Source organism: Serratia sp. SCBI (assembly GCF_000747565.1).
In the GTDB taxonomy this organism is placed as follows: domain Bacteria; phylum Pseudomonadota; class Gammaproteobacteria; order Enterobacterales; family Enterobacteriaceae; genus Serratia; species Serratia ureilytica.
On record NZ_CP003424.1, the window covers coordinates 1,995,036 to 2,020,723 of the forward strand.

The 25,688-nt window shown below is 59.2% G+C and carries 30 protein-coding genes; 18 read left to right on the top strand and 12 right to left on the bottom strand.

From position 1 onward, the window contains the following. Nucleotides 1–371 precede the first annotated feature (371 nt). Complete coding sequence (locus SERRSCBI_RS09305; RefSeq protein WP_232230759.1) at nt 372–686, top strand: hypothetical protein; 315 nt, start codon at nt 372–374, stop codon at nt 684–686. Here the strand turns inward: SERRSCBI_RS09305 and SERRSCBI_RS09310 are convergent. Both SERRSCBI_RS09310 and SERRSCBI_RS09315 read right to left on the bottom strand, forming a co-directional pair. After that, nucleotides 683–901, bottom strand: a complete 219-nt coding sequence (locus SERRSCBI_RS09310) for a hypothetical protein (protein WP_033640661.1) — start codon at nt 899–901, stop codon at nt 683–685. The two genes, SERRSCBI_RS09305 and SERRSCBI_RS09310, sit on opposite strands and share 4 nt — an antisense overlap. A gap of 74 nt (nt 902–975) precedes the next feature. Then, nucleotides 976–1,320: a hypothetical protein gene (locus SERRSCBI_RS09315; RefSeq protein ID WP_033642719.1), complete on the bottom strand. Its 345-nt coding sequence runs from the start codon at nt 1,318–1,320 to the stop codon at nt 976–978. A 248-nt stretch (nt 1,321–1,568) separates the two neighbouring features. Here SERRSCBI_RS09315 and SERRSCBI_RS09320 point away from each other — a divergent pair, with 248 nt between their 5' ends. Beyond that, complete coding sequence (locus SERRSCBI_RS09320; protein WP_004940949.1) at nt 1,569–1,919, top strand: DUF4377 domain-containing protein; 351 nt, start codon at nt 1,569–1,571, stop codon at nt 1,917–1,919. Nucleotides 1,920–1,969: 50 nt separating this feature from the next. Here SERRSCBI_RS09320 and SERRSCBI_RS09325 read toward each other — a convergent pair whose 3' ends face one another. Both SERRSCBI_RS09325 and SERRSCBI_RS09330 read right to left on the bottom strand, forming a co-directional pair. Then, nucleotides 1,970–2,272, bottom strand: coding sequence for a hypothetical protein (locus SERRSCBI_RS09325; RefSeq protein ID WP_042784229.1), 303 nt, complete (start codon nt 2,270–2,272; stop codon nt 1,970–1,972). Then, the gene (locus tag SERRSCBI_RS09330; RefSeq protein WP_197781847.1) at nt 2,272–2,886 is read right to left on the bottom strand and encodes a DUF4225 domain-containing protein; all 615 of its coding nucleotides are present in this window, start codon (nt 2,884–2,886) and stop codon (nt 2,272–2,274) included. The genes SERRSCBI_RS09325 and SERRSCBI_RS09330 overlap by 1 nt, the downstream gene beginning before the upstream one ends. A 442-nt stretch (nt 2,887–3,328) precedes the next feature. Here SERRSCBI_RS09330 and fabV point away from each other — a divergent pair, with 442 nt between their 5' ends. The 6 genes from fabV to SERRSCBI_RS09360 all read left to right on the top strand — a co-directional run bounded on the left by fabV (nt 3,329) and on the right by SERRSCBI_RS09360 (nt 7,265). Further along, nucleotides 3,329–4,528 (top strand): enoyl-ACP reductase FabV, encoded by a 1,200-nt coding sequence (gene fabV / locus SERRSCBI_RS09335; RefSeq protein ID WP_033642722.1) that lies wholly within the window; start codon nt 3,329–3,331, stop codon nt 4,526–4,528. Between the two features lie 157 nt (nt 4,529–4,685). Beyond that, complete coding sequence (locus SERRSCBI_RS09340) at nt 4,686–5,249, top strand: DUF2975 domain-containing protein (protein ID WP_033642723.1); 564 nt, start codon at nt 4,686–4,688, stop codon at nt 5,247–5,249. 7 nt (nt 5,250–5,256) lie between these two features. Further along, complete coding sequence (locus SERRSCBI_RS09345) at nt 5,257–5,472, top strand: helix-turn-helix transcriptional regulator (RefSeq protein WP_025302459.1); 216 nt, start codon at nt 5,257–5,259, stop codon at nt 5,470–5,472. Between the two features lie 637 nt (nt 5,473–6,109). Then, nucleotides 6,110–6,409 carry a hypothetical protein gene (locus tag SERRSCBI_RS09350; RefSeq protein WP_033642724.1) on the top strand — a complete coding sequence of 100 codons (300 nt, stop codon included), beginning with the start codon at nt 6,110–6,112 and terminating at the stop codon, nt 6,407–6,409. Nucleotides 6,410–6,470: 61 nt separating this feature from the next. Then, nucleotides 6,471–6,896, top strand: coding sequence for a hypothetical protein (locus SERRSCBI_RS09355; protein WP_049866673.1), 426 nt, complete (start codon nt 6,471–6,473; stop codon nt 6,894–6,896). Nucleotides 6,897–6,929: 33 nt separating this feature from the next. Beyond that, the gene (locus SERRSCBI_RS09360; RefSeq protein WP_042784230.1) at nt 6,930–7,265 is read left to right on the top strand and encodes a hypothetical protein; all 336 of its coding nucleotides are present in this window, start codon (nt 6,930–6,932) and stop codon (nt 7,263–7,265) included. 37 nt (nt 7,266–7,302) lie between these two features. Here the strand turns inward: SERRSCBI_RS09360 and dcuR are convergent, their stop codons facing one another. From dcuR to SERRSCBI_RS09375, 3 genes are all read right to left on the bottom strand, one after another. Continuing rightward, a complete protein-coding gene (gene dcuR, locus SERRSCBI_RS09365; protein ID WP_033642727.1) occupies nt 7,303–8,022 on the bottom strand; it encodes a two-component system response regulator DcuR in 720 nt (239 codons plus the stop codon). Then, on the bottom strand, nt 8,015–9,628 hold the full coding sequence (locus SERRSCBI_RS09370; protein ID WP_042784231.1) for a sensor histidine kinase: 1,614 nt from the start codon (nt 9,626–9,628) through the stop codon (nt 8,015–8,017). The genes dcuR and SERRSCBI_RS09370 overlap by 8 nt, the downstream gene beginning before the upstream one ends. Before the next feature lie 125 nt (nt 9,629–9,753). Then, nucleotides 9,754–10,596 carry a class I fructose-bisphosphate aldolase gene (locus SERRSCBI_RS09375; protein WP_033642729.1) on the bottom strand — a complete coding sequence of 281 codons (843 nt, stop codon included), beginning with the start codon at nt 10,594–10,596 and terminating at the stop codon, nt 9,754–9,756. 496 nt (nt 10,597–11,092) lie between these two features. Here SERRSCBI_RS09375 and SERRSCBI_RS09380 point away from each other — a divergent pair, with 496 nt between their 5' ends. From SERRSCBI_RS09380 to SERRSCBI_RS09400, 5 genes are all read left to right on the top strand, one after another. Then, a complete protein-coding gene (locus SERRSCBI_RS09380; RefSeq protein ID WP_033652022.1) occupies nt 11,093–12,022 on the top strand; it encodes a sugar ABC transporter substrate-binding protein in 930 nt (309 codons plus the stop codon). A 75-nt stretch (nt 12,023–12,097) separates the two neighbouring features. After that, the gene (locus SERRSCBI_RS09385) at nt 12,098–13,582 is read left to right on the top strand and encodes a sugar ABC transporter ATP-binding protein (RefSeq protein ID WP_042784232.1); all 1,485 of its coding nucleotides are present in this window, start codon (nt 12,098–12,100) and stop codon (nt 13,580–13,582) included. Nucleotides 13,583–13,597: 15 nt separating this feature from the next. Beyond that, the gene (locus tag SERRSCBI_RS09390) at nt 13,598–14,638 is read left to right on the top strand and encodes an ABC transporter permease (RefSeq protein WP_033652114.1); all 1,041 of its coding nucleotides are present in this window, start codon (nt 13,598–13,600) and stop codon (nt 14,636–14,638) included. Between the two features lie 64 nt (nt 14,639–14,702). Beyond that, nucleotides 14,703–15,623 (top strand): sugar ABC transporter substrate-binding protein, encoded by a 921-nt coding sequence (locus tag SERRSCBI_RS09395; protein ID WP_033642732.1) that lies wholly within the window; start codon nt 14,703–14,705, stop codon nt 15,621–15,623. 137 nt (nt 15,624–15,760) lie between these two features. Further along, nucleotides 15,761–16,525 carry an SDR family oxidoreductase gene (locus tag SERRSCBI_RS09400; protein ID WP_042784233.1) on the top strand — a complete coding sequence of 255 codons (765 nt, stop codon included), beginning with the start codon at nt 15,761–15,763 and terminating at the stop codon, nt 16,523–16,525. A 46-nt stretch (nt 16,526–16,571) separates the two neighbouring features. Here SERRSCBI_RS09400 and metQ read toward each other — a convergent pair whose 3' ends face one another. Further along, entirely contained in the window at nt 16,572–17,387 is an 816-nt protein-coding gene (gene metQ, locus SERRSCBI_RS09405; RefSeq protein WP_033652023.1) for a methionine ABC transporter substrate-binding lipoprotein MetQ, read from the bottom strand. Nucleotides 17,388–17,623: 236 nt separating this feature from the next. On the opposite strand from metQ, the gene SERRSCBI_RS09410 reads away from it, so the two are divergent. The 5 genes from SERRSCBI_RS09410 to SERRSCBI_RS09430 all read left to right on the top strand — a co-directional run bounded on the left by SERRSCBI_RS09410 (nt 17,624) and on the right by SERRSCBI_RS09430 (nt 20,105). Next, nucleotides 17,624–18,142 (top strand): hypothetical protein, encoded by a 519-nt coding sequence (locus tag SERRSCBI_RS09410; protein ID WP_033652024.1) that lies wholly within the window; start codon nt 17,624–17,626, stop codon nt 18,140–18,142. Between the two features lie 147 nt (nt 18,143–18,289). Next, nucleotides 18,290–18,715 (top strand): universal stress protein, encoded by a 426-nt coding sequence (locus SERRSCBI_RS09415; protein WP_033642735.1) that lies wholly within the window; start codon nt 18,290–18,292, stop codon nt 18,713–18,715. Between the two features lie 110 nt (nt 18,716–18,825). Then, nucleotides 18,826–19,140 carry a helix-turn-helix transcriptional regulator gene (locus tag SERRSCBI_RS09420; protein WP_033642736.1) on the top strand — a complete coding sequence of 105 codons (315 nt, stop codon included), beginning with the start codon at nt 18,826–18,828 and terminating at the stop codon, nt 19,138–19,140. After that, entirely contained in the window at nt 19,137–19,466 is a 330-nt protein-coding gene (locus tag SERRSCBI_RS09425; RefSeq protein WP_033652026.1) for an SRPBCC domain-containing protein, read from the top strand. The genes SERRSCBI_RS09420 and SERRSCBI_RS09425 overlap by 4 nt, the downstream gene beginning before the upstream one ends. Before the next feature lie 45 nt (nt 19,467–19,511). Further along, nucleotides 19,512–20,105 (top strand): ATP-dependent Clp protease proteolytic subunit, encoded by a 594-nt coding sequence (locus SERRSCBI_RS09430; RefSeq protein ID WP_033642740.1) that lies wholly within the window; start codon nt 19,512–19,514, stop codon nt 20,103–20,105. A gap of 5 nt (nt 20,106–20,110) precedes the next feature. On the opposite strand, the gene SERRSCBI_RS09435 is transcribed toward SERRSCBI_RS09430, so the two are convergent. Genes SERRSCBI_RS09435 through SERRSCBI_RS09450 form a run of 4 tightly spaced genes read right to left on the bottom strand, consistent with a single transcriptional unit; the run spans nt 20,111 to nt 25,669 of the window. After that, nucleotides 20,111–20,977: a hypothetical protein gene (locus SERRSCBI_RS09435; protein ID WP_042784235.1), complete on the bottom strand. Its 867-nt coding sequence runs from the start codon at nt 20,975–20,977 to the stop codon at nt 20,111–20,113. Between the two features lie 43 nt (nt 20,978–21,020). Continuing rightward, the gene (locus tag SERRSCBI_RS09440; RefSeq protein WP_226886058.1) at nt 21,021–21,773 is read right to left on the bottom strand and encodes a molecular chaperone; all 753 of its coding nucleotides are present in this window, start codon (nt 21,771–21,773) and stop codon (nt 21,021–21,023) included. Then, nucleotides 21,770–23,110, bottom strand: coding sequence for a fimbrial protein (locus tag SERRSCBI_RS09445; RefSeq protein ID WP_042784239.1), 1,341 nt, complete (start codon nt 23,108–23,110; stop codon nt 21,770–21,772). Before SERRSCBI_RS09445 ends, SERRSCBI_RS09440 begins: the two co-directional genes overlap by 4 nt. 27 nt (nt 23,111–23,137) lie before the next feature. Next, on the bottom strand, nt 23,138–25,669 hold the full coding sequence (locus SERRSCBI_RS09450) for a fimbria/pilus outer membrane usher protein (protein WP_042784241.1): 2,532 nt from the start codon (nt 25,667–25,669) through the stop codon (nt 23,138–23,140). Nucleotides 25,670–25,688: the final 19 nt, after the last annotated feature.

Below are 25,688 nucleotides of genomic sequence, written 5' to 3' on the forward strand. Positions count from 1 at the left end.
CCCTCGAAATTTTTATGGTTGTAACATAACGGACATGGGGAGATGTTTCAATGCTTGGCCAGTGTGGTCGCCAGAGCGAAAATCACACTTTTGATCTGGCGATTACATCCCAACCCGATCTCCATTCCCCCCAACCGCACCTATCGCTAATTTGGCCGCACCAAAAGTCATTACGTCATCTATGGCGCTGATAAGCTTCGGCCATTGCTCCCATCAACGGTTTAACGAGAGTGTCATTATGGGAAATATCCCGGCATCAGGCGCTATAAAAGGTAACCCGCAGTGAACGAGCAACTGAGTCAATTAAAGATGATGTTGCCCGGCTATCTCGAGGCGTGGCGTGAGGGGCCTTACCCTCTGACTGGGAGCAGGTGGCTAATCCTGAAGTGATCGCCGCCCTGTTGGCGGAGTGGGAGGCGCTCAGCGAGTTGGCCTCTCGGTTCGACACCGCCACTGAAACACGCGCCGATGCCACCGCGTTTTGGCAGTCGCGCGCCGAGCTGATGGCGCAGCGCAATCGTGATCTTATGGCCCAACTGGCGACGCCAATCCGTTTGCCCAGCGCACGGGTGGCCTTTTTTGGCTATGTGAAAACGGCCGTGATGGACGCCAGGCAGGTTAAGGCGGCGATTCGCGATGCCGGTTTTATCGTTGCGGGCGGCGCTCCCAATAAGAACACGGCTTAGCGCGGTTTCTTCTCAAATTTTTCGGCAAAAAAGAACCGCAGCAATTTATGGATCCACAGCAGGATGGCGCCGACCACCACCAGCGAGACGACGAAATGCGACAGATTTTTAGGCGCGGCGTAGCCGTGGGTAAAGGAGACCCCCGCGCCGCTGAGCAGCAGGGTGGCGATCCAGAAGCCGAGCAGCAGGCATAAGGTACGAAACAGTTTAAACATGGTTATCACCAAAAATACGGAAAGCACCGACCGAACGGAGAGGTTCAGCCGGGGCTTTGATTAATTAAAACCGCTTAGCGCGAACAGGTATTGCCGCCTTTATTGCTATTGCAGTTGCTGCCGCTGTTTTTGTTGCCGCCTTTCCCCATACCGACGTTGCCGCCGCCTTTGCTGCCTTCCTTGAAGCAGCCGCCGTTGAGCGCGCCCACCGCCAGGCCGCCAAGGCCGCCCAGAGAACCGGTGATCACGCCGTTAACGCAATCCGGCGAGGTGTGCTTGCCGTAGAATCCCTGATTGGATGACCCGCCCCCGTTCTTGTTGCCGCCGTTGTTGTTGACGCGGCCATTGCTGCCGCGGTTGTCGGCAAAGTTACCGGCGCCGGCGATCAGGTGAAAGTGTTTGGCATCGATCTCTTGCATAAAATTCCCTCTTTATCGATTCAGTTAAATTCAGTAAAGCTTGCGCAAGCCAGCTGTTTTTAACAGAAAAAATAGCGGGGGTAATTACCGGTTCGGATAAGAACAGGGGGTTTATTTTGCGATATTTTCCAGACTGATAGAGCACCGAGGAATGATATTTTGGGCGTGTGGATCCGTATCGCTATCCGTTCTCTTGAGCCGGTTAATTTGTTAGCATGGCGCCCCTGGATGACTATTGGTGCAGTACATTGAAAATTAAAGCGTTGTTATTTGTTGCGTTGGCCGCGCTGGCCGGCTGCAGCCAGGAGGGAACCTCGATGAATCAGCCCGCAAACGAGAAAGGCGGCCAAACGGAAGTGTTGTTGGTCAACAGCGCGCTGGTGGACTGCGTGGGCGTCGGCCCGATGAAGTGCATGCAGGTGCGCCGCTCCGCGCAGCAGCCGTGGGAGTTGTTCTATACCGGCATCGAGGGTTTCACCTTCGAACCAGGCTATCAGTATCGGCTGAAAGTGCGCGTCACCCCGGTGGAGAACGTACCGGCCGACGCCTCATCGCTGCGTTACACGCTGATCGAGCAGTTGGAAAAGAACAAAGCGTAATGGATCTACCTTGTCACCACCAAATGGCGTTTCATTTGGTGGTGACGTTTTCAGGAAAGTTTGTCTTTTTTCTTTCTTTTGGAGGATTCGAAAGTGGCGAAGGCATGTGCAAGAGCAAACCCCAGCGCACAGTAGCGTAGAGGCCAATTTTCTTTGGCCCATGTTTCAGAGTCAGCAATAAACATCGTGTTGCCGTTGGCAAAAAGGGTAAATTGCCAGCAAAGGATTAAAAAGCATATCGTAACCAGAACGACATAACCCTTGGAACCCAGAGACGGTCTGAAGACGTATTTCACGGCCAGACAGGCCGCGGCAGCGAGAGTAGAAAAAATATAATATAAAGTCGGTTCCATCACTGTTCCTGGCTGCTTTTATAAATGGAATTAAGGGTTGAGACATCTGCGCCACCTTCAAGCATCAAGCTGGCTCTTCCCATGTTCCTCCAACCGCGAATATAGTCTGTATTGATGTAACGAAATAATCGCCAGGCTTCGGGTTTCAGCGACAGTTTTAGTAAACCATAGCCTGATAACAGTAAGTCTACGCCACCTAACGCCATGTCTGCTGCGGAATGAGAATAGCCTAGCGTTGAAGCCGCAGAGCGGTACATCATTCGGCCTGGACCAATAGTATTCTTGCCAAATAATAGCGTATAACCGTTTTCGTAGACATTATTGATGCCATTGATTAAAAGTAACGTTCCTGGAATGGCACCGACGCCAGTCCAATCCAAGCCCACGCCGAGTAAAATTTGTGCTATTCCCGAGAGGAAGCCAACGCCGGCTAACACGTAGGTCACTACGGCGTCATGATTGACTTTCTTTCTCATTACGGCATAAGGCGTCACGGCGTCAGTTCGCAATAAGCGCTCTTGCTCAGAAAGCGATTGATATTCTTGCTTCATTTCTCTCATTGCAACATTCGCCGCTTCACCTACTTGTTGGCATTTTTGCAATTTATCATTCACAAAGCAGTGCATCTCATGTCTGAAGGCATTACCGACTGTCCGATCTTTTAAAAAGTCCCTATTTATTAACGCGCTCTGAGAGTTCTAAAAGCATACGTCCTTGTTGACGAGCCATCGTTTGCGAGTAGGTATTTAAACGTTCCTTTAGTAACAGTGGATTATCCATTTTTCTTTGTTCCTCCCTGGATTTCGACCGAAAAACAGCCACACCATAACGCAACGCCAGAAGCATGATCAACTTTTGCTGATTTTAAGAGGGAAGGCTTGAACGCGCTGAGGGTGCGAAGCGTGGCGCGTGGAGGCATCACGATGCGGAGTTGGGCAACCCTGATCCCTCGACTAAACTGGTCTGTTCACTGCGCTTGTTTTCGCACTTTCTTAAGTATATCGAGAAAATCAGGTATATTGTCCTTCGGTTTTTAGCTACCAAGAAAAAATTACTATGATTATCAAACCTAAAATTCGTGGTTTTATCTGCACCACCGCTCACCCGGCAGGCTGTGAAGCCAACGTCCGTGAGCAAATCGCTTACGTTAAGTCGCGCGGCGAACTGAAAAACGGGCCTAAAAAGGTGCTGGTCATTGGTGCATCCACCGGTTACGGTCTGGCCTCGCGCATCAATGCCGCTTTCGGCAGCGGTGCGGCCACCATCGGCGTATTTTTCGAGAAGCCTGGCAGCGAAGGCAAAACCGGTTCCGCCGGTTGGTACAACTCCGCCGGTTTCGACAAGGCAGCTAAAGAAGAAGGCCTGTACGCGAAAAGCATCAACGGCGACGCATTTTCCAACGAGTGCCGTCAGACCGTTATCGATCTGATCAAGAAAGACCTGGGTCAGGTTGACCTGGTGGTTTACTCGCTGGCTTCGCCGGTGCGTAAGATGCCGGAAACGGGCGAAGTGGTGCGTTCCGCACTGAAGCCGATCGGCGAGCCGTACAAATCCGTCGCGCTGGACACCAACAAAGACGTGCTGGTTGAGGCCGTGGTCGAGCCGGCCAACGAGCAAGAAATCGCCGACACCGTGAAGGTGATGGGCGGCCAGGACTGGCAGCTGTGGATGGACGCGCTGGACGAAGCGGGCGTGTTGGCGGATAACGCGCAGTCTGTCGCTTACTCCTACATCGGTACCGATCTGACCTGGCCAATCTATTGGCACGGTACGCTGGGCAAGGCGAAAGAAGATCTGGATCGCGCGGCGCACGCCATCAACCAGAAGCTGCAGGCCAAAGGCGGCGCGGCTTACGTTGCGGTGCTCAAGTCGGTGGTGACACAGGCTTCTTCCGCCATTCCGGTGATGCCGCTGTATATCTCCATCGTGTTCAAGATCATGAAGGAGCAGGGCATTCACGAAGGCTGCATCGAGCAGATCCAGCGTCTGTTCGCCACCAAGCTGTACAGCGGTGCGGCGCCGGATACCGACGAGAAACACCGTCTGCGCCTGGATGACTGGGAACTGCGTGACGAAGTGCAGGAAACCTGCCGTGAAATCTGGAAGCAGCTGAACGACAGCAACATCAACGAACTGACGGATTACCAGGGCTACAAGGCGGAATTCCTGCGCCTGTTCGGCTTCGGTCTGCAGGGCGTTGATTACGATGCCGATCTGAGCGGCGAAGCCAACTTCGACGTGATCGAACTGGTCTAAGCGCGTCGAGCGGTCAAACAAGGTCGGGTTAGCCCGGCCTTTTTTATTGTGCGCGCGTTGGCGACCACTGCCTGACTCATCAGTCCACTTGATCATTGACAGCAATAAATTATCGTTTTACGATAATTTATTGCTGTTGATTAAGGGATAGAAAATTATGGGCGCTGCGCCAAGGATCCATCTGCCGCTGTATGTGCGTTGTCTGTGTTTGCTCATTATGGCGATGCTGATCGTCAGCACCGGCGTTGAGATGTTCATCATCGTGCGGGACTGGCTGCAGGGCGTAGCCTATCGCGATATCGTCGCCTCTTACCGGGAATATTACCCGGAGCTGCTCGCCTACGCGATCCCGCAGCAACGCTGGGCGCTGTTCGCCACGCTGGTTATCGACATGCTTGGTTATTTGCCCTATTACAGCGCGCTGCTGTGCGGCGCCGGGCTGTTTTATCAATTCTTCCGCGGCAACGTGTGGCATCGCAACAATATGGTGCTGTTGCAGATCATTGGCATCTTGCTGATCGTCGATGTGTTGTTCCCGTCGTTAGCCGGTCTGCTGCAGGTAATGGTATTGACCGCCGATGAAAAAATGCTGTTTATCCTTTATTATGGCGTCAATAGCGAGTCGGTGCGCTCGCTGATCGTAGGCTGCGCAATCCTGGTATTTAGCCGGGTATTTCTGGAAGCGTTGCGGCTGAATGAAGAACAGCTTTCTTTCGTGTGAGAATAGAGTGGCAATAATCGTAAGTCTTGATGTCATGTTGGCCAAAAGGAAGATGCGTTCAAAGGAGCTGGCGGAGCAGGTGGGGATCACCGAGCAAAACCTGTCTCTGTTGAAAAACGGCAAGGTCAAGGGAGTCAGGCTGGAAACGCTGGACAAGATCTGCCGCATTCTCGACTGCCAGCCTGGCGATCTGCTGGCCTGGCAGCCGGACGGCGAAGAGTAAGATCCCAGCGCACTCGGAAGTGCGCTGAGCCTGCTGGCCCATTTCTGCGATTAGCGTTGTCTTATTGAACGATATTTGTTTGATTCAGGTTAATTAAAATAACGGGTGATTAACACTTGCGTATTCTTTTTGTCGCAGGCGATTGCATGCGGCGAAAGTTATTAAACTAAATAAACTCGTTTTTCATTTACCGTCACTACCAATAGCGTTATTTTAAGGGAAATAGTATGACATGGCGTAATTCTCTTCTGGCATTGTGTCTTGTATTAAACGGATGCAGTGCCATTCACCCCACTGTTTCATCCTCATCCTCCTCCACGCACTGGGGGAATTGGGGAACACCGCAGCCCGCAACGCGAGAACAGAAACAGCGCATTATCGCCGGCGAATCCGCCGCTGCCGTGCTGAATGAAGGCCGGGTCGGTATCGGCGGTACGCTGGACTGGTCGAAAATAGGGGGGCGCTAACCGCCGCTCTTTATTCGGCGGGGCGGCAGACGTTATCTCAAAGATATTGTGGAACGGTTTATTATTAATTCGCTACTCTGTTTTTCCGATGCGTTATTTATCTTTAAACGATGAATCTCTGCTTGTTGAATATATATCAACATACCCAGACATCCTTACAGGAGTTTTCAATGGCAAAGCGTATTGTCGCCATGTTGATAATGTCGTTGTTGAGTCTGCAAGCAAATGCGGCCCGTTACGATCGGCAATGCGAGGGAATTTCTCCCGTGCTGTTTCAGAAGAAATTGAAAGAGCTGGCGCATGGCCTGCGACAAGAGATGGCTGAGCCGACCCCGCCCACGGAGAATGAGGCCGAAACCCTGGCGCGTCTGGCGGAATGCGATGCCGAAAACGCGAAAGCGCCGGCGACGGGAGGGCAACATGCGCCCGATCCCGCGGAGCCTCAGGTGTCTTCACTCAACGGCTGTTGAACGGTTCTCTGCGTCGTTTTTCGCGGCGCGCCCCAGTCGGCTTATTCATGGAGCTTGTGTATTGAAACTACCTTCGTTAATCGCTGCGGCGCTGGCGCTGCTGGCCTCATTTTGCAGCCAGGCGTTCATCGATCGCCATTCCTCGCCCGGCGCCTCGACGGAAAGTCCCTCTGCGGCGGGGTGTCCGGCGCGGCTGGATGGCTTGTTGCAGCATATTTGGTTGGCTGAACAGATTCAGGCAGAGCGCATGCAGCTGGCGCTGCTGCGTGCGGAGCGGGAAGCGTTGGAAATCCGGTTGCAAACGCAGGAAGCGGCGAGACCTTCCGGGCAGGGGCATCAGAGCGCCCGATCGGCCTGTGAGCAGGGTGCCGATATCGTCCGCTGCCTGTCGCTGCGTCTGCGGCGGACGTCTCTGACGGGGCCGCATCGGCCGTTTGTCGGCGTTTATTGCCGCGCCTGGCTGAATGGCCGGCCGCTGAATTGCTAAAGATGAGAACAGGGATTTGTCAGGAGTTTATCGATGAAGAGGCTAGTGTTGGCCGGCGTGGCCCTGTGTTGCGCCTACTTTGCGCAGGCGCGGGTGGATTTGGAATACCACGCGGCGCCGCCGAAGGATAATAAAGTCCCCGAGGAGTACCAGAAAAAACGCAGCGCGCTGCGCCACAAGGTGTGGAATGTCGACAGCCTGACGCAGGCCAATGAGCAAGCGATCGCGCGTGAGCAGCAGCGCGAGGCCGCAGAAGCCGCCAAGCGGCAGCAGCGTCACCTGGAGCAGCAGCAGAAAAAGCGGCGCTGCCTGCGGATACACTCGAAAGATCCTCACCGCGAGGCGAGGTGTTACATGTACAACTTCTAACTTTCAACGTCCGGGCGCTTTCTGCGCCCGGCGTCGTTTATGCCGGGCGGCAATGCTCTTTCAGCATGGCGATCGCGTCCGGCTTCAGTTGATACAGATAGACCGGGCGGCCCGTCGCGCCGTACAGAATGCGGGTGCCGAGAATGCCGCTTTCCGCCAGGTAGATGAGGTACTTGCGGCAGGACACCCGCGAAATGCCGATGGCGTTGGCCAGGTTGTCGGTGGAGAATTCGCTGTCGTGCTGCTGTTCTATCCACTCGCAGACCGTGCTCAGGGTGATGCTGGTCAGGCCCTTCGGCAGCTTTTTGCTCTCCTGGCCGCCGGGCTGACGGCGCAGCAGGCTGTCGACGTCGGCCTGCGAGAACTCGCGCTGCGCCAGCAGCTGCGACTGTTGCCGATAGTGGCTGAGCGCCTCCTTGAAGCGGCTGAACTGGAATGGCTTGATCAGGTAATCCACCACGCCGTAGTGCAGCGCCTTTTGCACCGTGTTCACATCGCTGGCGGAAGAGATAATGATCACATCGGTCTTCTCGCCGAGCTCGCGCAGGCCGGGCAGCAGGTCCAGCCCGTTCTCCTGCTGCATGTAGATATCCAGCAGCACCAGATCGATGCTGACGCTGGCGTCGGCCAGCAGGGCGCGCGCCTGGCCCAGGGTGGCGACCGTCGCCTGGCAGTGAAAACCGCCGATCTGGCTCAGGTAGTATTTGTTCAGCTCCGCCACCATCGGGTCGTCGTCGACAATCAGTACGTTAATCATGGGTTCCGCTCTTGGCCTGATAGGGAAGGTGCACGAAAAATTGGGTCAGCTCGCCCGGTTCGGACTCGACATCGATGCCGCCGCCCAGTTTCTCCAGATGGCTGCGGATCAGCGCCAGGCCGATGCCGCGTCCCGTTCCCTTGGTGGAAAATCCGTGTTCAAAGATGTGCGCGGCGATCGCCGGATCGATGCCGGGGCCGTCGTCGCTGACGATACAGTGTAATTGATCGTCGTGGTGATGGAAGCTCAGGCCGATCTCGTGGCCCTCAACGCCGTCGATGGCGTCGATGGCGTTTTCGATCAGGTTGCCGAGCACGCTGATCAGCACGTGCGTGGTTTCCGCGTCGTCGGTTTCCGGCAGCAGGCTGGTTTCCTCGATGGTCAGTTCGATGCCGGCTTCGTGGGCGCGGCTGATCTTGCCGATGAAGAAGCCCGCCACTTCCGGCGAGTGGATCTTGCGCAGCAGCGCACCGATCTCTTCCTGGTAGTTGCTGGCGGTATTGATGATGTAGTTTTCCAACTGCTGATAAGCCTTCATGTGCAGCATGCCGAGTATCACGTGCAGCTTGTTCATAAATTCGTGCGACTGCACCCGTAGGGCATCGGCGTAGTGCGCCATGCCGCTCAGGCGCTGCAGCAGCCGGCTGACCTCGGTCTTGTCGCGGAAGGTGGCGATGGCGCCGGTCACCTGGCCGTTGACGATCACCGGCACGGTATTGGTCAGCAGTTCGCTGCCGTTGAAGCTGATCTGTCGATCGCGCAGCGGCTTGCCGCTGGCCAGCACTTCCGCCAGATGCAGCTGCGCCGGCCAATGCTTGCTGGCGGCGTCCAGCAGCAGGTTTTCCACCGGGCCGCTCTGGCGCAGCAGGCGCTTGGCCTCGTCGTTGACGATGGTGATGCGGGAATCATTATCGACCGCGATCACGCCTTCTTTAATCGACTGCAGCATGGCGTTGCGCTGCTCGAACAGGGTGGAGATTTCGTAAGGCTCGAAACCCAGCATGATGCGTTTGAGCGCGGAGACCAGGAAAAAAGTGCCCAAGCTGCCGACCAGCGCGGCGAAGGCGATGGTCCAATAGATGATCCAGCGGCTTTCCGCCACCACCCGCTGCACGGTGTCCAGCGCGATGCCGAGCGCCACCACGCCGATTTGCCGCCGCTGCTCGTCATACACCGGTACGAACACCCGCAGCGCCGGGGCCAGCGTGCCGCGGTTGATGGCGCTGTTGACGTTGCCCTGCAGCGCCGGCGCCAGATCTTCGCCGATAAAATGTTTGCCGATCAGCCAGGGTTTGGGATGCGAATAGCGGATGCCCTGCATATCCACCACCACCACGAACAGCAGCTCGTTTTGGTGGCGCACCTGCTCGGCGAAGCGCTGCACGGCGCCGCTTTGATCGCGTCGCTGCAGGCCGTCTATCACGGTGCTCGAGAGCGCCAGCGTGTTGGCGATAGCGATGGCTTTTTGCTGCAGCTGCTCTTGCCCTTCGCGGCTCATCTGCACGAAAAACAGCGCGAACACCACCAGCAGCACCGAAGCGATGATGGCGGACACCATCAGCGTGATGGAGGTGCTCAGCTTGAGCGGCACCCGTTGTTTTGGCATGGCGGTTCTCCGAATGGCGATATCACGGCGTATTCTAGCGAGGAATGAGGCAAGCTGCAGTTACCGGCAGCAGGTTATAGCATGCTGCCGGGTCGCGAAGGGGTTATTTTAGTTACAAAAGCGGGTCACTGCTGGTGGTAGATCTCCAGCGCCTGTTGGCCGCTGGCGCCTTGATGGATGATCGCCATCAGGGCGCGCACCACCTGCGACGGATTGCTGTGTTGATACACGTTGCGGCCATAGACCATGCCGGACGCGCCCTGGGCCATCAGCGCCGCAGATTTCTCCAGCACCGGGCCCAGCTCCCCCTTGCCGCCGCCGCGCACCAGCGTCGGGCAGCGCGCCGCTTCCACCACGCGGTGGAAATCTTCCACCCGTTCGGTCGGGTCGGCCTTGATGATGTCGGCACCCAGTTCGCGAGCCAGCCGCACCAGCGGCACGATCTTTTCCACGTCGCCGAGCGACCCGTAGGCGGCGCCCTGGCCGGCCGGGGCCATCACCAGCGGTTCGATCATCAGCGGCATGGCGTAGCGATCGCAGGCGTGGCGCAGGCGGCCGATGTTCTCTACGCACTGGCGGAAAATGCCGGGTTCATCCGGGATCATATACAGATTGACCACCACCGCGGCGGCGTCCATTTGCAGCGCGGCGAGGATCGGCGCTTCCGGGTTGTGCAACACCGCCCACATCTCACGGTGGCGTGCTGCGTTATAGGCGTTGCCGACGTCGGTGCGCATCACCAGCGCCGGCTTTTCGCGCTGCGGCGCGCGCTGCAGCAGCTCCGCCTGGCCGTAGTTGACCTGAATGGCGTCGGGGCGCGCGGCGATCAGGTTGCCCATCACCCGTTCGATATCTTCCAGACCGATTAAGAAATCTGGTTCGTTGGCGATGCCGTGATCGATCGCCACATCCAGGCACTTGCCGTTATTGAACAGGCGGTTCATCCGCACCTTACTGCTGAGCTGCATGTCAGGTCCTCCTGAGATAGGGATATGTCCATTATTGCCGAGTAAGGATGGTCGGGAAACGCGGAAACCGCAAACTGCGCGCCCGCTCGCAGTTTTTGCCGACGCCCGGCGTGGCGCACGCGCGGGGCGCGTTACCCGATGGCTTTCACTGCATTTGTTAGATCCGTGTCATGTTTTTGTTAATAAGCCATTCCAAAACGCATGTTTCGCTTGTTTGGGTTAAAAAGTTTCAATAATCTAAATTATGAAATAAACATTTAAAAAAGCGGCGAAGACGCGGCTTGCTCTGCCAGGGGTTTATTTCAATTGATTGTTTTTAATCTGTTTTGAGATATCGATCACCATTTTGTTCACGGCCTTAATACGGGGATAACGCGGTAATTTCGCCGTATCAAAGGGATAACACCGACCGTAATGTTGTTTGAATGTAAAAAATATCTTTCATTAGCTGTCAATCAACAGACCACTTCATTCTAACGATTAAAGGGTAACGAACATGAAGCTGAAGAAACTGATCGCCGCCTCCGTACTGATGTGCATGCTGCCGGCCAGCGTGTTGGCGAAAGACATCAAGATCGGCGTTTCCATGGCTTACTTCGATGACAACTTCCTCACCATTCTGCGCCAGTCGATGCAAAACAAAATGAAAGCCGACGGCAACGTCAGCGGCCAGTTCGAAGACGCCAAGGGCGACATCGCGCAGCAAATTCAACAAATCGAAAACTTCGTCAGCCAGGGCGTCGACGCCATCATCCTCAACCCGGTGGATACCCAGGGCGTCAAGCCGATGATCAAATTGGCCGAGAACGCCAAGATCCCGCTGGTGTTCGTCAACCGCAAGCCGGAAGTGACGCTCCCGGCCGGCATGGCCTACGTCGGCTCCGATTCCAAGCTGGCCGGCAAACTGCAGATGGAAGCGTTAGCCAAGCTGATGAACGGCAAGGGCAACGTGATGATCCTGATGGGGGAATTGTCGAATGAATCGACCCGCGACCGCACCCGCGGCGTGGAAGAGGTGGCGGCCAACTATCCCGGCATCAAGATTGTCGATAAGCAAACCGCCAAGTGGACGCGTAAAGATGCGGTGGATATCACCACTGACTGGGTGCTGACCGGCCAGCAGATCGACGCCATCGCCTCCAACAACGATGAAATGGCCATCGGCGCCATCCTGGCGCTCAAGCAGGCTAAAAAGTCCGGCGTGCGGGTGGCCGGCGTGGATGGCACGCCCGATGCGCTGGAATTCATCAGAAAAGGCGATCTGGCGCTGAGCGTGTTCCAGGACGCCAAAGGCCAGGGCGAAGGCGCGGTGCAAACCGCCGTTCAGTTGGTGAAAGGCGAGAAGGTGGAGAGCAACGTGCTGATCCCTTATCAGTTGATCACCCAGGCCAATTACCAGCAATTCGCCGATAAAAACAAAAAATAAGCCTTGAAGCCTGCCGCGGGCGCTCCACCTGAGCGCCCGCGGCAGAAAACGTGGGTCAGTGCGGAGGTAAGCGGTATGTACCCTTATGTTCTTGAGGCCGAAGGCATCAGCAAGCAGTTCCCCGGCGTCAAAGCGCTGGATAAGGTCTCGATTAAAATCAAACCCGGCAGCGTGCATGCGCTGATGGGCGAAAACGGCGCGGGCAAGTCGACGCTGATGAAATGCCTGATCGGCATCTATCACCCGGATGAGGGCTCGATCAAAATCAAAGGCCGGCCGGTGACCTTCAGCGACACGCTGCAGGCGCTGCATTCGGGCATTTCCATGATTCACCAGGAGCTGAACCTGGTGCCCTACATGACGGTGGCGGAAAACATCTGGCTGGGGCGTGAGCCGGCGCGGCTGGGGTTCGTCAACCACGAAGAGCTGAATGAACAAACCCGCGAGCTGCTGGCGCGGCTGAACATCAAACTGCGGCCGGAAACGCTGGTGGGCGAACTGAGCATCGCCAGCCAGCAGATGGTGGAGATCGCCAAGGCCGTGTCCTACAACGCCGACGTGCTGATCATGGATGAGCCGACCTCGGCGCTGACCGAAGGTGAAGTGGTGCACCTGTTCGCCATCATTCGCGAGCTGCGCGAGCAGGGCAAGGGCATCATTTACATCAGCCACAAGATGGACGAAATCTTCGCCATCACCGACGAAGTGAGCATTTTCCGCGACGGCACCTTCATCGCCTGCGACAAAACCGAAAATCTGACCAAACAGTCGCTGATCACCATGATGGTGGGGCGCGAGCTGACGCAGATGTTCCCCAAATTCAACAACAACATCGGCGAGGAAGTACTGCGGGTGGCCGGGTTGCGCCGCAGCGGCTGGTTCCACGACGTCTCGTTCAGCGTCAAACGCGGCGAGATCCTCGGCGTCGCCGGGCTGGTGGGCGCCGGACGCAGCGAAGTGATGGAAAGCCTGTTCGGCATGCACCCGGCGGACGGCGGCGAGATCTTTATCGAAGGCCAGGCGGTGAAGGTGGATTCCCCGGCGAAGGCGATCGAGAGCGGGCTGGCGTTTCTCACCGAAGATCGCAAGAAGTCCGGCCTGTTTCTGGTGCTGTCGGTGGTCGAAAACATGAGCATCGTCAACCTGTCGGAATACATCGGCAAGAACGGCTTCGTCAGCCATGTGCAGATGGCCAAAGACTGCATGGCGCAGATCAAGAAGCTCAACATCAAAACGCCGACCATGGATCAGATCATCAATAACCTCAGCGGCGGCAACCAGCAGAAGGTGCTGATCGCGCGTTGGCTGCTGGCGCAGCCGAAAATCCTGATACTCGACGAACCGACGCGCGGCATCGACGTGGGAGCCAAAGCGGAAATCTACCGCCTGATCAGCGAGCTGGCCAACCGCGGCGTCGCCATCATTCTGGTGTCTTCGGAGCTGCCGGAGATCCTCGGCATGAGCGATCGGGTGATGGTGATGCACGGCGGCCGCATCACCGGCATTTTGGACAAAGACGACGCGGACCAGGAAAAGATCCTGGCGCTGGCCTCTGAATAACGAAGGGTGAACATCATGAGTAACGTAAAGATTGAGAAGCCGCTCTCCGCCGATTCAACGGGCAAGGGATCGCTGTTCTCCGGGCTGAGCGGCAAAATGCCGAAAGACACCGGTATTTTCATCGTGATGCTCGGCATTGCGCTGATCTTCGAAATCCTCGGCTGGTACATGCGCGATCAGTCGTTCCTGCTTAACCCGAACCGCCTGCTGCTGATCGTGCTGCAGGTAGCGATCATCGGCATCATCGCGGTGGGCGTCACCCAGGTCATCATCACCACCGGCATCGATCTCTCATCCGGTTCGCTGATTGCGTTGACCGCGGTGGTGGCGGCCAGCCTGGCGCAGACCTCGGACAGCATCTCGCCGATGTATCCGGGGCTGCTCGATCTGCCGGCGGCGATCCCGATCGGTGCGGGGATCGGGGTGGGCATCGTCTGCGGCTTTATCAACGGCTTCCTGATCACCCGCACCGGCATTCCGCCGTTCATCGCCACGCTGGGGATGATGGTATCGGCGCGCGGTCTGGCGCAGTACTACACCAAGGGCAACCCGGTCAGCTTCCTGTCGGATGGCTTCACGGCGATCGGCCAGGGCGCAATGCCGGTGATCATCTTCCTGGTGATCGCGGTGATCTTCCACATCGCGCTGAAGCACACCCGTTATGGCAAATACATCTACGCCATCGGCGGCAACATGACCTCGGCGCGGGTTTCCGGCATCAACGTCAATAAGTACCTGGTGACGGTTTACACCATCGCCGGCGGGTTGGCGGGGCTGGCGGGCGTGGTGCTGGCGGCGCGCGTCAGCAGCGGCCAGTCGAGCATGGGCATGTCCTATGAGCTGGACGCCATCGCCGCGGCGGTGATCGGCGGCAGCAGCCTGATGGGCGGCGTCGGGCGCATTACCGGCACGCTGATCGGCGCGGTGATCCTCGGCCTTATCAAAAGCGGCTTCACCTTTATCGGCGTCGATTCTTACATTCAGGACATCATCAAAGGCGTGATTATCGTCGCCGCCGTGTCGATCGACATGCGTCGCAACCGCAAAAAACACTGATTGCCGTGAATTGCCGCCGGCGCCAAGGTTGGCCGGCGGCGTTTTTTACCCGGGGGGACACATCATGAACTTTCTGAAAGGGCTGTGGCTGGCGGCGGCGCTGTGCGCTTCCGCGCCGGCATGGGCGCAAACCATCGGCGTATCGATGGCCTATTTCGACCAGAACTTCCTCACCATTATCCGCCAGGCGATCGACAAGGAGGCCAAAGCGCGCGGCATTACCGTGCAGTTCGAGGACGCGCGCGGCGACGTCGGCCGCCAGACCGATCAGGTGCAGAGCTTTATCAGCGCCGGGGTGGACGCGATTATCGTCGATCCGGTCAACTCGGCCAGCACGCCGGTGATGACCAAAATGGTGCAGGCCGCCGGCGTGCCGCTGGTGTACGTGAACCGCACGCCGGGCGACGCCAGGCTGCCGCAGGGGGTGGTGTTCGTCGGCTCCGACGAGCGGGAGTCCGGCACGCTGCAGATGGAAGAACTGGCGCGGCTGGCTAACTATCAGGGCAATGTGGCGGTGATGATCGGCAACCTGACCGACGCCGGCGCGCTGCAGCGCACCAAAGACGTGGAGCAGGTGGTGGCCAAATACCCGAAGATGAAGGTGGTGCAGAAACAGAGCGCCAACTATTCACGCAGTGAAGGTATGGACCTGATGATGAACTGGCTGACCAACGGCGAAACGATCGACATCGTCGCCGCCAACAATGACGAGATGGCGATCGGCGCGATCATGGCGCTGCAGCAGGCCGGCAAAGCGGACAAGAACGTGCTGATCGGCGGCATCGACGCCACGCCCGACGGCCTCAAGGCGCTGGCCTCCGGCAAGATGCAGGTCACGGTGTTCCAGGATGCGGTCGGCCAGGGCAAGGCGTCGGTCGATGTGGCGCAGCGCATGATCAACGGCGAAAAGCTTGAGCCGTATTACTGGATCCCGTTCGAGTTGGTGACGCCGGCCAATCAGGAGAAATACGCGGCCAAACCGTGAGTTCGCCGTCGGATCCGCGTTGCCGGGGCGCTGCTTGCAGCGCCTTTTTCATGGCGCCAATTGCATGTCCGCTTGCGGCCAGCGCTGCGCCGGATGTTGCGTCACACTGAGGCTCTTTTACGGTGTGAGGATAAGAGATGAACGCATTGAACAGTAAGGTGGCGGTGATTGGCGGCGCCAGTTCGGGGATCGGGCGGGCGGCGGCGCTGTTGTTCGCCCGGCAGGGGGCGACGCTGGTGTTGGGCGCCCGGCGCGAGCGGCTGCTGGCTGAACTGGTGGAGGACATTCGGCGCGAGGGCGGCCGGGCGTTGGCGGTAGCCGGTGACGTGCGCGACGAAGCCTTCGCCGAACGGTTGACGGCGACGGCCGTCGATGAATTCGGCGGGCTGGATATCGCCTTCAACAACGCCGGCACGTTGGGGCCGCTGGGGCCGTCGCTGGCGCTCAGCGCTTCAGAATGGCGCGACGTGCTGGAAACCAACCTGTCCAGCGCTTACTACAGCGCCAAATATCAAATCCCCGCCATGCAGGCGCGCGGCGCGGGCTCGGTGATCTTCACCTCTACGTTCGTCGGCCACACCGCGGCGTTTCCCGGTACGGCGGCCTATGCGGCCAGCAAATCGGGGCTGATCGGCCTGACGCAGGCGCTGGCGGTGGAGTTTGGCGGACACGGTATTCGGGTGAACGCGCTGCTGCCGGGGGGCACCGACACGGCGATGGGGCGGCAGATGAGCAATACCCCGGAAGCATTGGCGCAGGTGGCTCAGCTGCACGCGCTGAAGCGGTTGGCGATGCCGGAGGAGATCGCGCAGGCGGCGCTGTATTTGGCGTCTGACGCTTCCTCGTTCGTCACCGGCACCGCAATGCTGGTGGACGGCGGCGTTTCCATCCAGCGCGGCTGAGGCTGTCATCGCCCGTGGCCAGGCGCCACGGGCCCTACGCGCGGCGTTACCAGCCTTTGACGGCGTCGCCCTTGTAGATTTCGGCGGCGCTGGCCGCCACTTCATCGGTCTGATAGGCCTTGACCAGATCCTTCACTTTCTCGCTGTCTTTGTTGTCGATGCGGCTGGCGAAGATGTTGACGTAAGGCGAGTTTTTGTCCTCGACAAACAGCCCGTCCTTCGCCGGCGACAGACCGATCTGGCTGGAATAGTTGGTGTTGATGATCGCCAGCGTCACCTGCTGGTCGTCCAGCGCGCGCGGCAGCTGCGGCGCTTCAATCTCGACGATTTTCAGCTTTTTCGGGTTGCTGACGATGTCCAGCGCGGTCGGCAGCAGGCCGACGCCGTCTTTCAGCGTAATCAGCCCCTGTTTTTGCAACAGCAGCAGCGAGCGGCCCAGGTTGGTCGGATCGTTCGGCACCGCCACCTGCGCGCCGTCCGGCAGTTGGCTGAGCGCGGTGATTTTCTTCGAATAGCCGGCGATCGGGTAGACGAAGGTGTTGCCTACTGCCGCCAGTTTGTAGCCGCGCTCCTGAATCTGTTTGTCCAGATACGGCTTGTGTTGGAAGGCGTTGACGTCCAGATCGCCGTTGTTCAGCGCTTCGTTCGGCAGCACGTAATCGTTGAAGGTCACCACCTCCACGTCCAGATCGTATTTCTGCTTGGCCACTTTCTGCACCACCGCCCACAGCGACTGATCGATGCCAGCGCTGATGCCGACCTTGATGTGGTGATCGTCCTGTGCGGTCGGGCCGCAGGCGGTCAGCAACAGCGTGCCGGCGGCGGCCAGCGCCAGCGTGAGGTTTTTCAGCGTAAATGTCATTTTCCCAGGGTCCTTGTCAACATTGCCTGCTAATTTAGGCGGGCAGAATAGTGGCAGTGACTGTAGGTAATCGCTGAGCTAAAACAAAATACTGATTCACTATGACTAATAGCGATTGGCTATGAGTAGCCGCCGCCCGGCGCGATGCGGATTGCTTTGACGGCGAATCGGCGGGCTTATTATGATAGCCGCTGGCCCGCGAGGGCAGACTGGGTACTGAAACGAAGGAAAAGACAATGCGATTGAACACTTGGAGCAAGGCGCTGCTGCCGCTGGTGGTGTTGGCCTGCGTCTCGGCGACTCAGGTTCGGGCGGCGGAGAGCGATACCGGGCCGATCCCTAAACAGCTGCTGGGCAACTGGCGCGTCAGCAAAATCGTGCCGACCCAAACCACCGGCTGCTGGGATCAGCAGCAGGCGCAGAGCCTGATCGGCGGCAAGATCAGCTATAAAGCGGATGCGTTCAGCTGGAACGGCACGGCGCTGAAAAGCGAGGGGGCTACCGTCAGCACCGTAGAGGCGCAGGAGTTTGTCGAGGACAACGCCGGCAGCAGTTCCTACATCGATTTCCCGATGCTGGGCATCAGCACGCCGTCGGTCGAGCGCGTGGCCATTCAGCATGCCGATACCGCCATCAAAGGCATCACCGATCAAGGCACCGAAGGGGTGCCCGGCGACAACGTGCTGGTGAAAGACGCCAACACGCTGATCCTGTCGTTGTGCAACGTCTGGTTTGAGGCGCAGCGCGAGAAGTAATTTCTGCCTTCAGCCCCGGCAACGGGGCTTTCCCACCGCATCACCTCCCGCCACGAGTGCCATTTCTGAACTAAAATTAACCATAACGATATGACCCCGGCGTGATATCGGAGCCTCGGCTCTACCGAGTCCATGACAGGAGGCGCTATGTGTTACCACCATATTGTCATCGCCACCGATCTGAGCGATGACGGCAAACGGCTGGTCGAAAAGGGGGCGCTGCTGGCGGAAGCGCTGAAGGCCAAACTCTCGCTGATCTATGTGGACGTTCACTACGACACCTACCACGCGGCGATCGGCTTTTCGGAGCGCAGCGACGACGGCGTGCCGTTCGAAGAGAAGATCCGCAAAGAGCTGGAACCCACCACGCAAAACGTCAATTACCCGATCGCGGAAGTGATTATCGGGCGCGGCGGCTTCGTTGACGAACTGCGCACGGCGATCGTGGATAAAGACATCGATCTGCTGGTGTTCGGCCATCACCACGATCTGTGGAGCAATCTGTTTTCTTCCACCCGCAACGCCATCAACCAGTTGAATATCGACGTGCTGGTGATCCCGATCCGTTCATAAGCGCGATCATGCCTCGTCCATTCACTCCGCGCTGCGGCGCGGAGTTTCTTTTGCAGCAAAAAATGCCTTGCTCGGTTGCATAATACATAAGTGAATACTAATGTGTTTGTATGAACGAAAATGACATCTTCAAGGCGTTGGCCGATCCGACCCGCCGCTGCATCTTCGACAAACTCGCCGCCGGCAGCATGAACGCCAGCGCGCTGCGCGAAGGGCTGACCATCAGCCAGTCGGCGATGTCGCAACACCTGGCGGTGCTGCGCAATGCCGGACTGGTGCGCGAGGCGAAACAGGGGCGCTTCGTCAATTACCAGGTCGACCCGGAGGGGCTGGCGCAGATCGCGCAGTGGCTGGCGAAGTACCGTGCTTACTGGCCGGCGCGCATCGACGCGCTGCAAACCTTGCTGAAGGACATGGATCAATGAACAAACAGGCTGAACCGCCGCCGCATGAACGGTTGGTGTTGGAATATTCGCTTGATGCGCCGCCGGAAAAAGTGTGGCGAGCGCTCAGCGTGCCCGAATTGCGCGAGCAGTGGCTGCCGACGGGAGATCTGGCGCAGGCAGAACCGTTGGCCGCCACGCCGGGCGAAGCGGTGAGCTATCGCCTGCGCGACGACCAACCGCCGTTTCTCGAAAGCGTCGTCACCCTGCAGATCGTGCCGGACGCCGGCGGCGGCAGCCTGCTGCGGATTATCCACCAGCTCGACGCCGCCAACGATGGCCCGACGACGGTAATGCGCGCCGCCTGACGCGTTAAACACCTTTCTCTTTGTTGCCAACCCAGGAGTTCACCGATGCGTGAGAAGATGATGCTCGTCCCGATGGTGGTGGAGCAGACCAGCCGGGGAGAACGTTCCTTTGACATTTACTCGCGCCTGCTGCGCGATCGGATCGTGTTCCTCAACGGCGAAGTCAACGACGACGTGGCCGAAATGCTGTGCGCCCAGCTGCTGTTTCTGGAAGCGGAAAACCCGGAAAAACCGGTTCACCTGTACATCAACTCGCCGGGCGGGGCGATCACCAGCGGGCTGGCGATTTACGACACCATGCAGTATATCCGCGCCCCGGTGCATACGCTGTGCATGGGCACCGCGCGCTCGATGGGGTCGTTCCTGCTGATGGCCGGTGAACCGGGGCACCGCATGGCGCTGCCCAACGCCAGCCTGCATGTGCACCAACCGCTGGGCGGCTTTCAGGGGCAGGCGTCCGACATTCTGATCCAGGCAGAGGAAATGAAACGCACCAAAGACCGGGTGATCCGGCTGTATGCCCAACATTGCGGCCTGAACGAAGAGGAAGTGGAGCGGGTGTTGGATCGCGATCGCTTTATGACCGCCGACGAAGCGGCGGCCTGGGGATTGATCGATCGGGTATTGCGGGCGCGGTAAAGGGCTCAGGAGTGCGTGGCGGATTGTTGCGTTTGCCAAACGTGTTCAAGCCCGAATTCGACCATCGCGAAATAGAGACTGAAATAACGCTCCGCCATGATGAAAAACGAACTGTTGAGTTCGATCACCACATTATTGGTGGTGGTCAGCAGGCCGGATTTTTCCGCCGCCTGCAGAATGCGGTTCACGTGAGCGCGAGAGACGGAACACGACTTGGCGATTTTCGCCGAGGAGAGCAGCAGAAAGGGGGAGTCCTGTCGGATGCTTTCGATAAACAGCATCAACAACACCATGTGACCTGCGTCTTTGCTGATAAACAGCCCGGACTGTGGCACCAGATCGATCAGGTAGATCTCCTTGAGCATCAGTTGCCCGTAGGCGGCGAAAAAGGTGGGCAGAAAGTCGGGCGCCGCCAGCAGCGCCGCGATGGGCATCTGTGGCGCCAGCGCCTGATAAGGCCGCGCCATTGAGGCGATCAGCGCCTGAGTTTCCGCCAGCGCGTGCGGCGTAGGCTTATAGCGCAACTGGCGTTTGTCATGCTCGCAGGGTTTGACCTCCAGCCGGCGCCCGACCCGTAAAAAGAACAGAAAGGAATCCAGGGAGTTCTCGCTGATCATATTCTTCCCTTTGAAAAAGGCTTTGATGTCTTTCAGCGCGGCGGCGGGCTGGTGGTAATAAATGGACAGGATGGTGGAGCAGATGATGAACCGGCTGTTCCTGAAAATGATTTTGTAAAACAGCGGATGCTTCTTGTAGGTCTCCCTCAATAATTCCCCGTGTTTGACGATAGCGGTGTGAAACGCCGCTGACTGCCTGATGTTGTTGGCCTGTTTCTCCAGATGAAACTGTAGCTGGAATCTGCTTAGACTCATTTTCCCTATTTCCTGTACTTAAAAAAATGCGCTGCTTTTATCGTTATGGGTTTGCTGTGTATGGCTTGACGATCTGCTGGCCCTGGTCGTTGATGAGGGTGGCCTGAACGGTGGCCCGAGAGGGGAGCGCGGATGCCGAAACGCCGTCGAGGTGATAATCCCGCGAGCTGAATGGCGCGGTCATCATGTCGCTTTCTTGCCGTACCGGATAATCGCGCCTGTCGGCGTGCACGGCGATGCGCGCGAACGAGAGATAAAACGCCGATCGGTTTTGACAGCGCAGCAGATAACCGTCCGGCGATTTTTGCAGCGTGAATGAGACGGCCTCGGCCGCATTTTCGGCTTTCCCCTTCAGCGCCCTGGGCCGATAGAAGATTTTCATCTGGGTGTTCATCGCCAGCGTCACGCGCGACGCCAGCGGCGGCGTGGCCGGCCGGGTGGGCGGGATCTCATACAGGTTAAGCCAGAACACCGACTCTCTGTCGGCGGGCAGGTTCGCGCCGGCAAACAGGATCCGCAGCCCTTTCAGCGCCGAAGGCTGCAGCGCGAATACGCTGGGCAGGGCGACAAACGGCGCGCGAGACAGTTCGGGGGCGGCGTTGACGTCACCGTTATCGACCCAGGTTTGCGCCACGATCGGGTAACCGTTGGTGTTGAGCAGCATCAGGGTTTTTTCCGTCTCGCCCTCGTGAAAGATCACCCGCGTGGCGGAGGCGATGATGCCCGCCTGCGCGCCGATGGAGGCCAGCGCCAGCAGCAGGGCGCATCCCATAATCAGGTATTTCTTTCTCATCATTGCACCTTAACCCAGACGTAGGCCCTGGCATCCACCTTGCCGGCGGTGACGGTCTGGCCAGGCAGCCGGGCGAGCGTGGCGGTGAGCTGGGTGGTGTAGTGGGTAAACCCCGCCGCGGTGCTGCCGCCGCCGCTGGCGCCGTTGAGCACCGGATACCAGCCGGCGTCGCTGCCCTGCGGGCATTGCCCGGCGCTGCAGCGCGCCCAGCCGACAAAGTTCATCGGCGCGCCGTTGCCGGCGTTGGCGAGCGCGATGCCCACGCCGGTGGCGACGCTGCTGTCGGTGCCGTAGCCGCTGGAGAGCAGGTAACTTACGCCGCCGTTGGCGCTGACCAACCCGAGCCGCTGCGCCGCGACATAGCTTTCATACGGCACCTGCAGGCCGAGGGCGGTATTGTTGCTGCTGACGCCGGACACGGCGGCGTTGTCGCATTCGATATTGAGGGTGAACTGCGCCTGCGAGGTTTGCCCGGCGGTCAGTTGGCTGACGGAGAGGGTCGGCAGGAGCACCAGCGGCGTGACGTTGCGCGCCACGCAGGTGGCGGTATAGGTCAGCGAAGAGATCGGTGCGGTACCCATGCCCATCGCGTTCCAGCGCCCGGTGCCCCAGGTGGCGTAGTTGGTGGCGGAGTCGCTGCCGATAGGATCCGAGGCGATGCCGGGCCCCTGAAAGGTGACATAGCCGTTCGGCTGCGTGCAGGTATAGTTCGAATTGCCGGTGGTCGACGCCATGCCCACCAGCGGGTTGCCGGCGCTGTAGCCGCAGTAGTTGCTGGCGCCCGCGCCCGGCAGCGAGCTGATGCGGATCAGATCGGCGCGGATGGCGCTGAAGTCTTTCACCCGGATCTGGATTTTGTTGCCGACGGTGGCGTAGCGGGTAATCGGCGCCGACTGCCAGTAACGGGTAAAAACCTTGCCGGAATCCAGATGGGTCAAACGAATGCCGACGTAAGGGAAGTAGGTGGCGTAATAGTTGGGATTGCCGTCCCTGGCGCCCAGATCGTAATAGCCGCCGACGCGATCGTCGCCGTTGGTGGCGAAGACTTCATAAATTTGCCCAACATCGCCGGCATCGCATTCATACAGCACCTTGTTTGGGTCGGGATAGCGGGTGCCGGAGGTCAGATCGAACACGCTGGTGCCCAGCGGCGTGCCGACGGGCTGCAGATAAGTGCTGGTCAGATTGACCCGACCCAGCGCCGTGCCCACCCCGCAAGGATCGCAGCCGGAGTCGATCCAGGGGGCGACGCGCGTGCATTGCGCCAGCGCCGCGGGCGCGCCGAACAGCGACAGGGCGAACAGCGCCGGGGCGGCGACCAGATAAGAAATGCGTTTCATCGTCTCTCCTGAGATAAGTTAAACGGGTTAGCGGCACGGAGCGCTGAGCCGCTGAATCGGGCTGTCTTCCGCGGCGGGCAGGCGATAGTGCAGCGTGCACTGCTGGCCGGGTGCGTCGCCCCAGTTCAGCGTCAGCGTGCCGGCATTCCGGTCGCTGCGCAGATACACCTGATTGGCCTGGCCAACCATGCCCACGCTGTTGCCCGCGTTGTCCAACACGTTGGCGCCCATCGGGATCGGCGCGTTGTCGGGACGCTGTGCGGTAATCAGCAGCGCCTGGCCGCGCACGGTGTTGAAGCGCAGGCGCACCGTGGCGCCGGCGTACGGGGCGACGCGTTGCTGGCCGTCCTCCAGTTCCGCTTTATCATTCATGCCCTCGGGGTTCAGCGCGACGGTGTTGTAGTGATAGGGCACCAGCGCCGGCGCCAGCGCATAGCCGAAGCGATCGACGCGCGCGCCTTGGCCGCCCATCACCTGCGCGCCGTTGGCGCCGGGCGCCTCTATCAGGGCGAAGGTATCACCGACATACGGCCCTAATGTCACGCCGCCGCGGTGCGCCACCACCGCGCCCTGCAGCGACAGTGAGCCTTGTCGATACTGGCGCGCGGTGGAGAACGAGCCGGTGACGTTGGCGTAAGGCAGGCGGGTTTGCAGGTTGCCGCCCCAGATGCTTTGTTGGCGATCGTCGTCGGTGGTGAAGTTCAGACCGTAGCTGACCGGCTGTTCGTCGCCGACGCTGCCCGACAGCGCAGCCTGATAGTTGCCGCCCTGACCCTGGCTGTGGTTGGCCAGCAGCGAGACGCTGGGGGCGGATGACGAACGCCCGAGCGGGAAGCTGAGCGACAGGGCAGTGACGGTTTGCGTGTTCTGCGCCAGCGGCGCGCTGTAGACGTTATCCAACGGCCCGTAGCCGCGATAGTCGCCGTTGCTGTAGCCCAGACTGCGGGTGCGGGTGACGGAGAGGTTAAGCGCCACGCCGTTGCCGAAGGTTTTCCCCCAGCCCAGCTGGAGCTGATTGTCGCGGCCGCGCTGATCGCGGTAGTCCTGGGTCGAGCCGGACATCGTCAAGCTGCCGAACGCGCCCATGCCCTGATTGACGGCCACCTCGAAACGCGAACGCTGGCGGTAGGAATCGGACTGCCAGCGTTGGCCGGTGACGGCGGCGCGCCGCACGCCGAGCACGTCGCTGAGATCGCGGAAGCCTTCGGTGGAGTAACGGTAGCCGGCGATGGATAAGGTGGTGTCCGTCGGGCTGAAGGTTCGGCTGTAAGAGAGATGCAGCATCCAGCCTGAGGCGCCGCCGTCCGGCAGGCTGGCGTGGGAATAGGTGGTGTCCATGCCGAAGGCGCCCAGTTCGCTGCTGTACACGCCGCCCAGCATCATCGCCTGATAGCCGTCCGCCAGCTGGTTGCCGATGTTGAAGGTCAGGGCGTTGGTCAGGCCGTGCTGCCAGGTCACTTCGCTGAACAGATCGTTATCGCCGACGTAGCGGGAACGGCCGACGATGGCGGAGTAGCGCGACTGGCCGGGGCGGATGGATTCCGGCACCGCGGCGAACGGCACGGTGAAGGTGCTGACGCTGCCGTCGGCCTCGGTCACCACCACGGTCAGATCGCCGGCGTAGTTGGTGGCGTACAGATCGTTGATGGCGAACGGCCCCGGCGCCACGGTGGTTTCGTACAGCGTGCTTTTACCCTGCAGCACCGTCACGCGCGCGTTGCTTTTCGCCACGCCGCGCACCACCGGCGCATAGCCGCGCTGTGAATCCGGCAGCATGCGATCGTCCGAGCTGAGCTGAATGCCGCGAAAGCCCAGGCCGGAAAAGAAGTGCCCGTCGGTAAAGCCTTCGCCCAGCAGCATTTCGCTGCGCCAGGGCAAGATCGCGCGCTGCACGTAGCGGCGGCTGGTGTCCAGGTGGCCGCCGAACTCCCGATCGTAGCGGTAGCTGGATTGCTGGCGGTAGCGCCAGAGCCCGAGGTTGAACCCGCCGTTCAGGTTGGCGTAGGTCGAGTCGAGGTCGCGGGTTTGCCCCTGTCGGTAGCTGACGTGGTACTGGTTGAGGTTGTAATTGACGAAGACCATCGATTCGCCGCCGTCCAGGCTGGCGGGATTGACGCTGCCGCGCGGCTGGCCGTTCAACAGCGCCTGCGGAATGCTCAGATCCAGGCGCAGCCGCGAGATATCGGCGTTCACCGTGATGTCCTTCAGATCCCGGCCGGGCAGCAGGCATGCCGTTTCGGCCGACGGCGGATTTTTCAGCCCGAAGCGCGTCAGCTGCGCGCGATCGAAACAGGGCAGTACCTGCTTGCCATCGCGCACGAAACGAATTTGATCGCGCTCGAGAAACTGGCCGTTGAGGTACAGATCGATCTGATAGCTGCCGGGGGCGACGGCGTCCTGTTGGTTGAATTGACTCAGGGCGCTGTTGCTCAGCACGCTGCCGCGCAGCAGCGCGGGATCGAAGGTGTAGCCATCGGCGGCGGCGCAGCCCAGCGGCAGCGCCAGCAGCGCGCAACACCAGCGTGCGGGAAGCGGCGTCGCCTTGCGAACATCGAACATGAAAACCTCCCTGTCTGGT

Coding starts and splice junctions, on each gene's coding strand:
- SERRSCBI_RS09310 (WP_033640661.1), bottom strand. CDS start 901: ATGTTTAAACTGTTTCGTACCTTATGCCTGCTGCTCGGCTTCTGGATC.
- SERRSCBI_RS09315 (WP_033642719.1), bottom strand. CDS start 1,320: ATGCAAGAGATCGATGCCAAACACTTTCACCTGATCGCCGGCGCCGGT.
- SERRSCBI_RS09325 (WP_042784229.1), bottom strand. CDS start 2,272: ATGGAACCGACTTTATATTATATTTTTTCTACTCTCGCTGCCGCGGCC.
- fabV (WP_033642722.1), top strand. CDS start 3,329: ATGATTATCAAACCTAAAATTCGTGGTTTTATCTGCACCACCGCTCAC.
- SERRSCBI_RS09340 (WP_033642723.1), top strand. CDS start 4,686: ATGGGCGCTGCGCCAAGGATCCATCTGCCGCTGTATGTGCGTTGTCTG.
- SERRSCBI_RS09350 (WP_033642724.1), top strand. CDS start 6,110: ATGGCAAAGCGTATTGTCGCCATGTTGATAATGTCGTTGTTGAGTCTG.
- SERRSCBI_RS09360 (WP_042784230.1), top strand. CDS start 6,930: ATGAAGAGGCTAGTGTTGGCCGGCGTGGCCCTGTGTTGCGCCTACTTT.
- dcuR (WP_033642727.1), bottom strand. CDS start 8,022: ATGATTAACGTACTGATTGTCGACGACGACCCGATGGTGGCGGAGCTG.
- SERRSCBI_RS09370 (WP_042784231.1), bottom strand. CDS start 9,628: ATGCCAAAACAACGGGTGCCGCTCAAGCTGAGCACCTCCATCACGCTG.
- SERRSCBI_RS09375 (WP_033642729.1), bottom strand. CDS start 10,596: ATGCAGCTCAGCAGTAAGGTGCGGATGAACCGCCTGTTCAATAACGGC.
- SERRSCBI_RS09380 (WP_033652022.1), top strand. CDS start 11,093: ATGAAGCTGAAGAAACTGATCGCCGCCTCCGTACTGATGTGCATGCTG.
- SERRSCBI_RS09385 (WP_042784232.1), top strand. CDS start 12,098: ATGTACCCTTATGTTCTTGAGGCCGAAGGCATCAGCAAGCAGTTCCCC.
- SERRSCBI_RS09390 (WP_033652114.1), top strand. CDS start 13,598: ATGAGTAACGTAAAGATTGAGAAGCCGCTCTCCGCCGATTCAACGGGC.
- SERRSCBI_RS09395 (WP_033642732.1), top strand. CDS start 14,703: ATGAACTTTCTGAAAGGGCTGTGGCTGGCGGCGGCGCTGTGCGCTTCC.
- SERRSCBI_RS09400 (WP_042784233.1), top strand. CDS start 15,761: ATGAACGCATTGAACAGTAAGGTGGCGGTGATTGGCGGCGCCAGTTCG.
- metQ (WP_033652023.1), bottom strand. CDS start 17,387: ATGACATTTACGCTGAAAAACCTCACGCTGGCGCTGGCCGCCGCCGGC.
- SERRSCBI_RS09410 (WP_033652024.1), top strand. CDS start 17,624: ATGCGATTGAACACTTGGAGCAAGGCGCTGCTGCCGCTGGTGGTGTTG.
- SERRSCBI_RS09415 (WP_033642735.1), top strand. CDS start 18,290: ATGTGTTACCACCATATTGTCATCGCCACCGATCTGAGCGATGACGGC.
- SERRSCBI_RS09420 (WP_033642736.1), top strand. CDS start 18,826: ATGAACGAAAATGACATCTTCAAGGCGTTGGCCGATCCGACCCGCCGC.
- SERRSCBI_RS09425 (WP_033652026.1), top strand. CDS start 19,137: ATGAACAAACAGGCTGAACCGCCGCCGCATGAACGGTTGGTGTTGGAA.
- SERRSCBI_RS09430 (WP_033642740.1), top strand. CDS start 19,512: ATGCGTGAGAAGATGATGCTCGTCCCGATGGTGGTGGAGCAGACCAGC.
- SERRSCBI_RS09435 (WP_042784235.1), bottom strand. CDS start 20,977: ATGAGTCTAAGCAGATTCCAGCTACAGTTTCATCTGGAGAAACAGGCC.
- SERRSCBI_RS09440 (WP_226886058.1), bottom strand. CDS start 21,773: ATGATGAGAAAGAAATACCTGATTATGGGATGCGCCCTGCTGCTGGCG.
- SERRSCBI_RS09445 (WP_042784239.1), bottom strand. CDS start 23,110: ATGAAACGCATTTCTTATCTGGTCGCCGCCCCGGCGCTGTTCGCCCTG.
- SERRSCBI_RS09450 (WP_042784241.1), bottom strand. CDS start 25,669: ATGTTCGATGTTCGCAAGGCGACGCCGCTTCCCGCACGCTGGTGTTGC.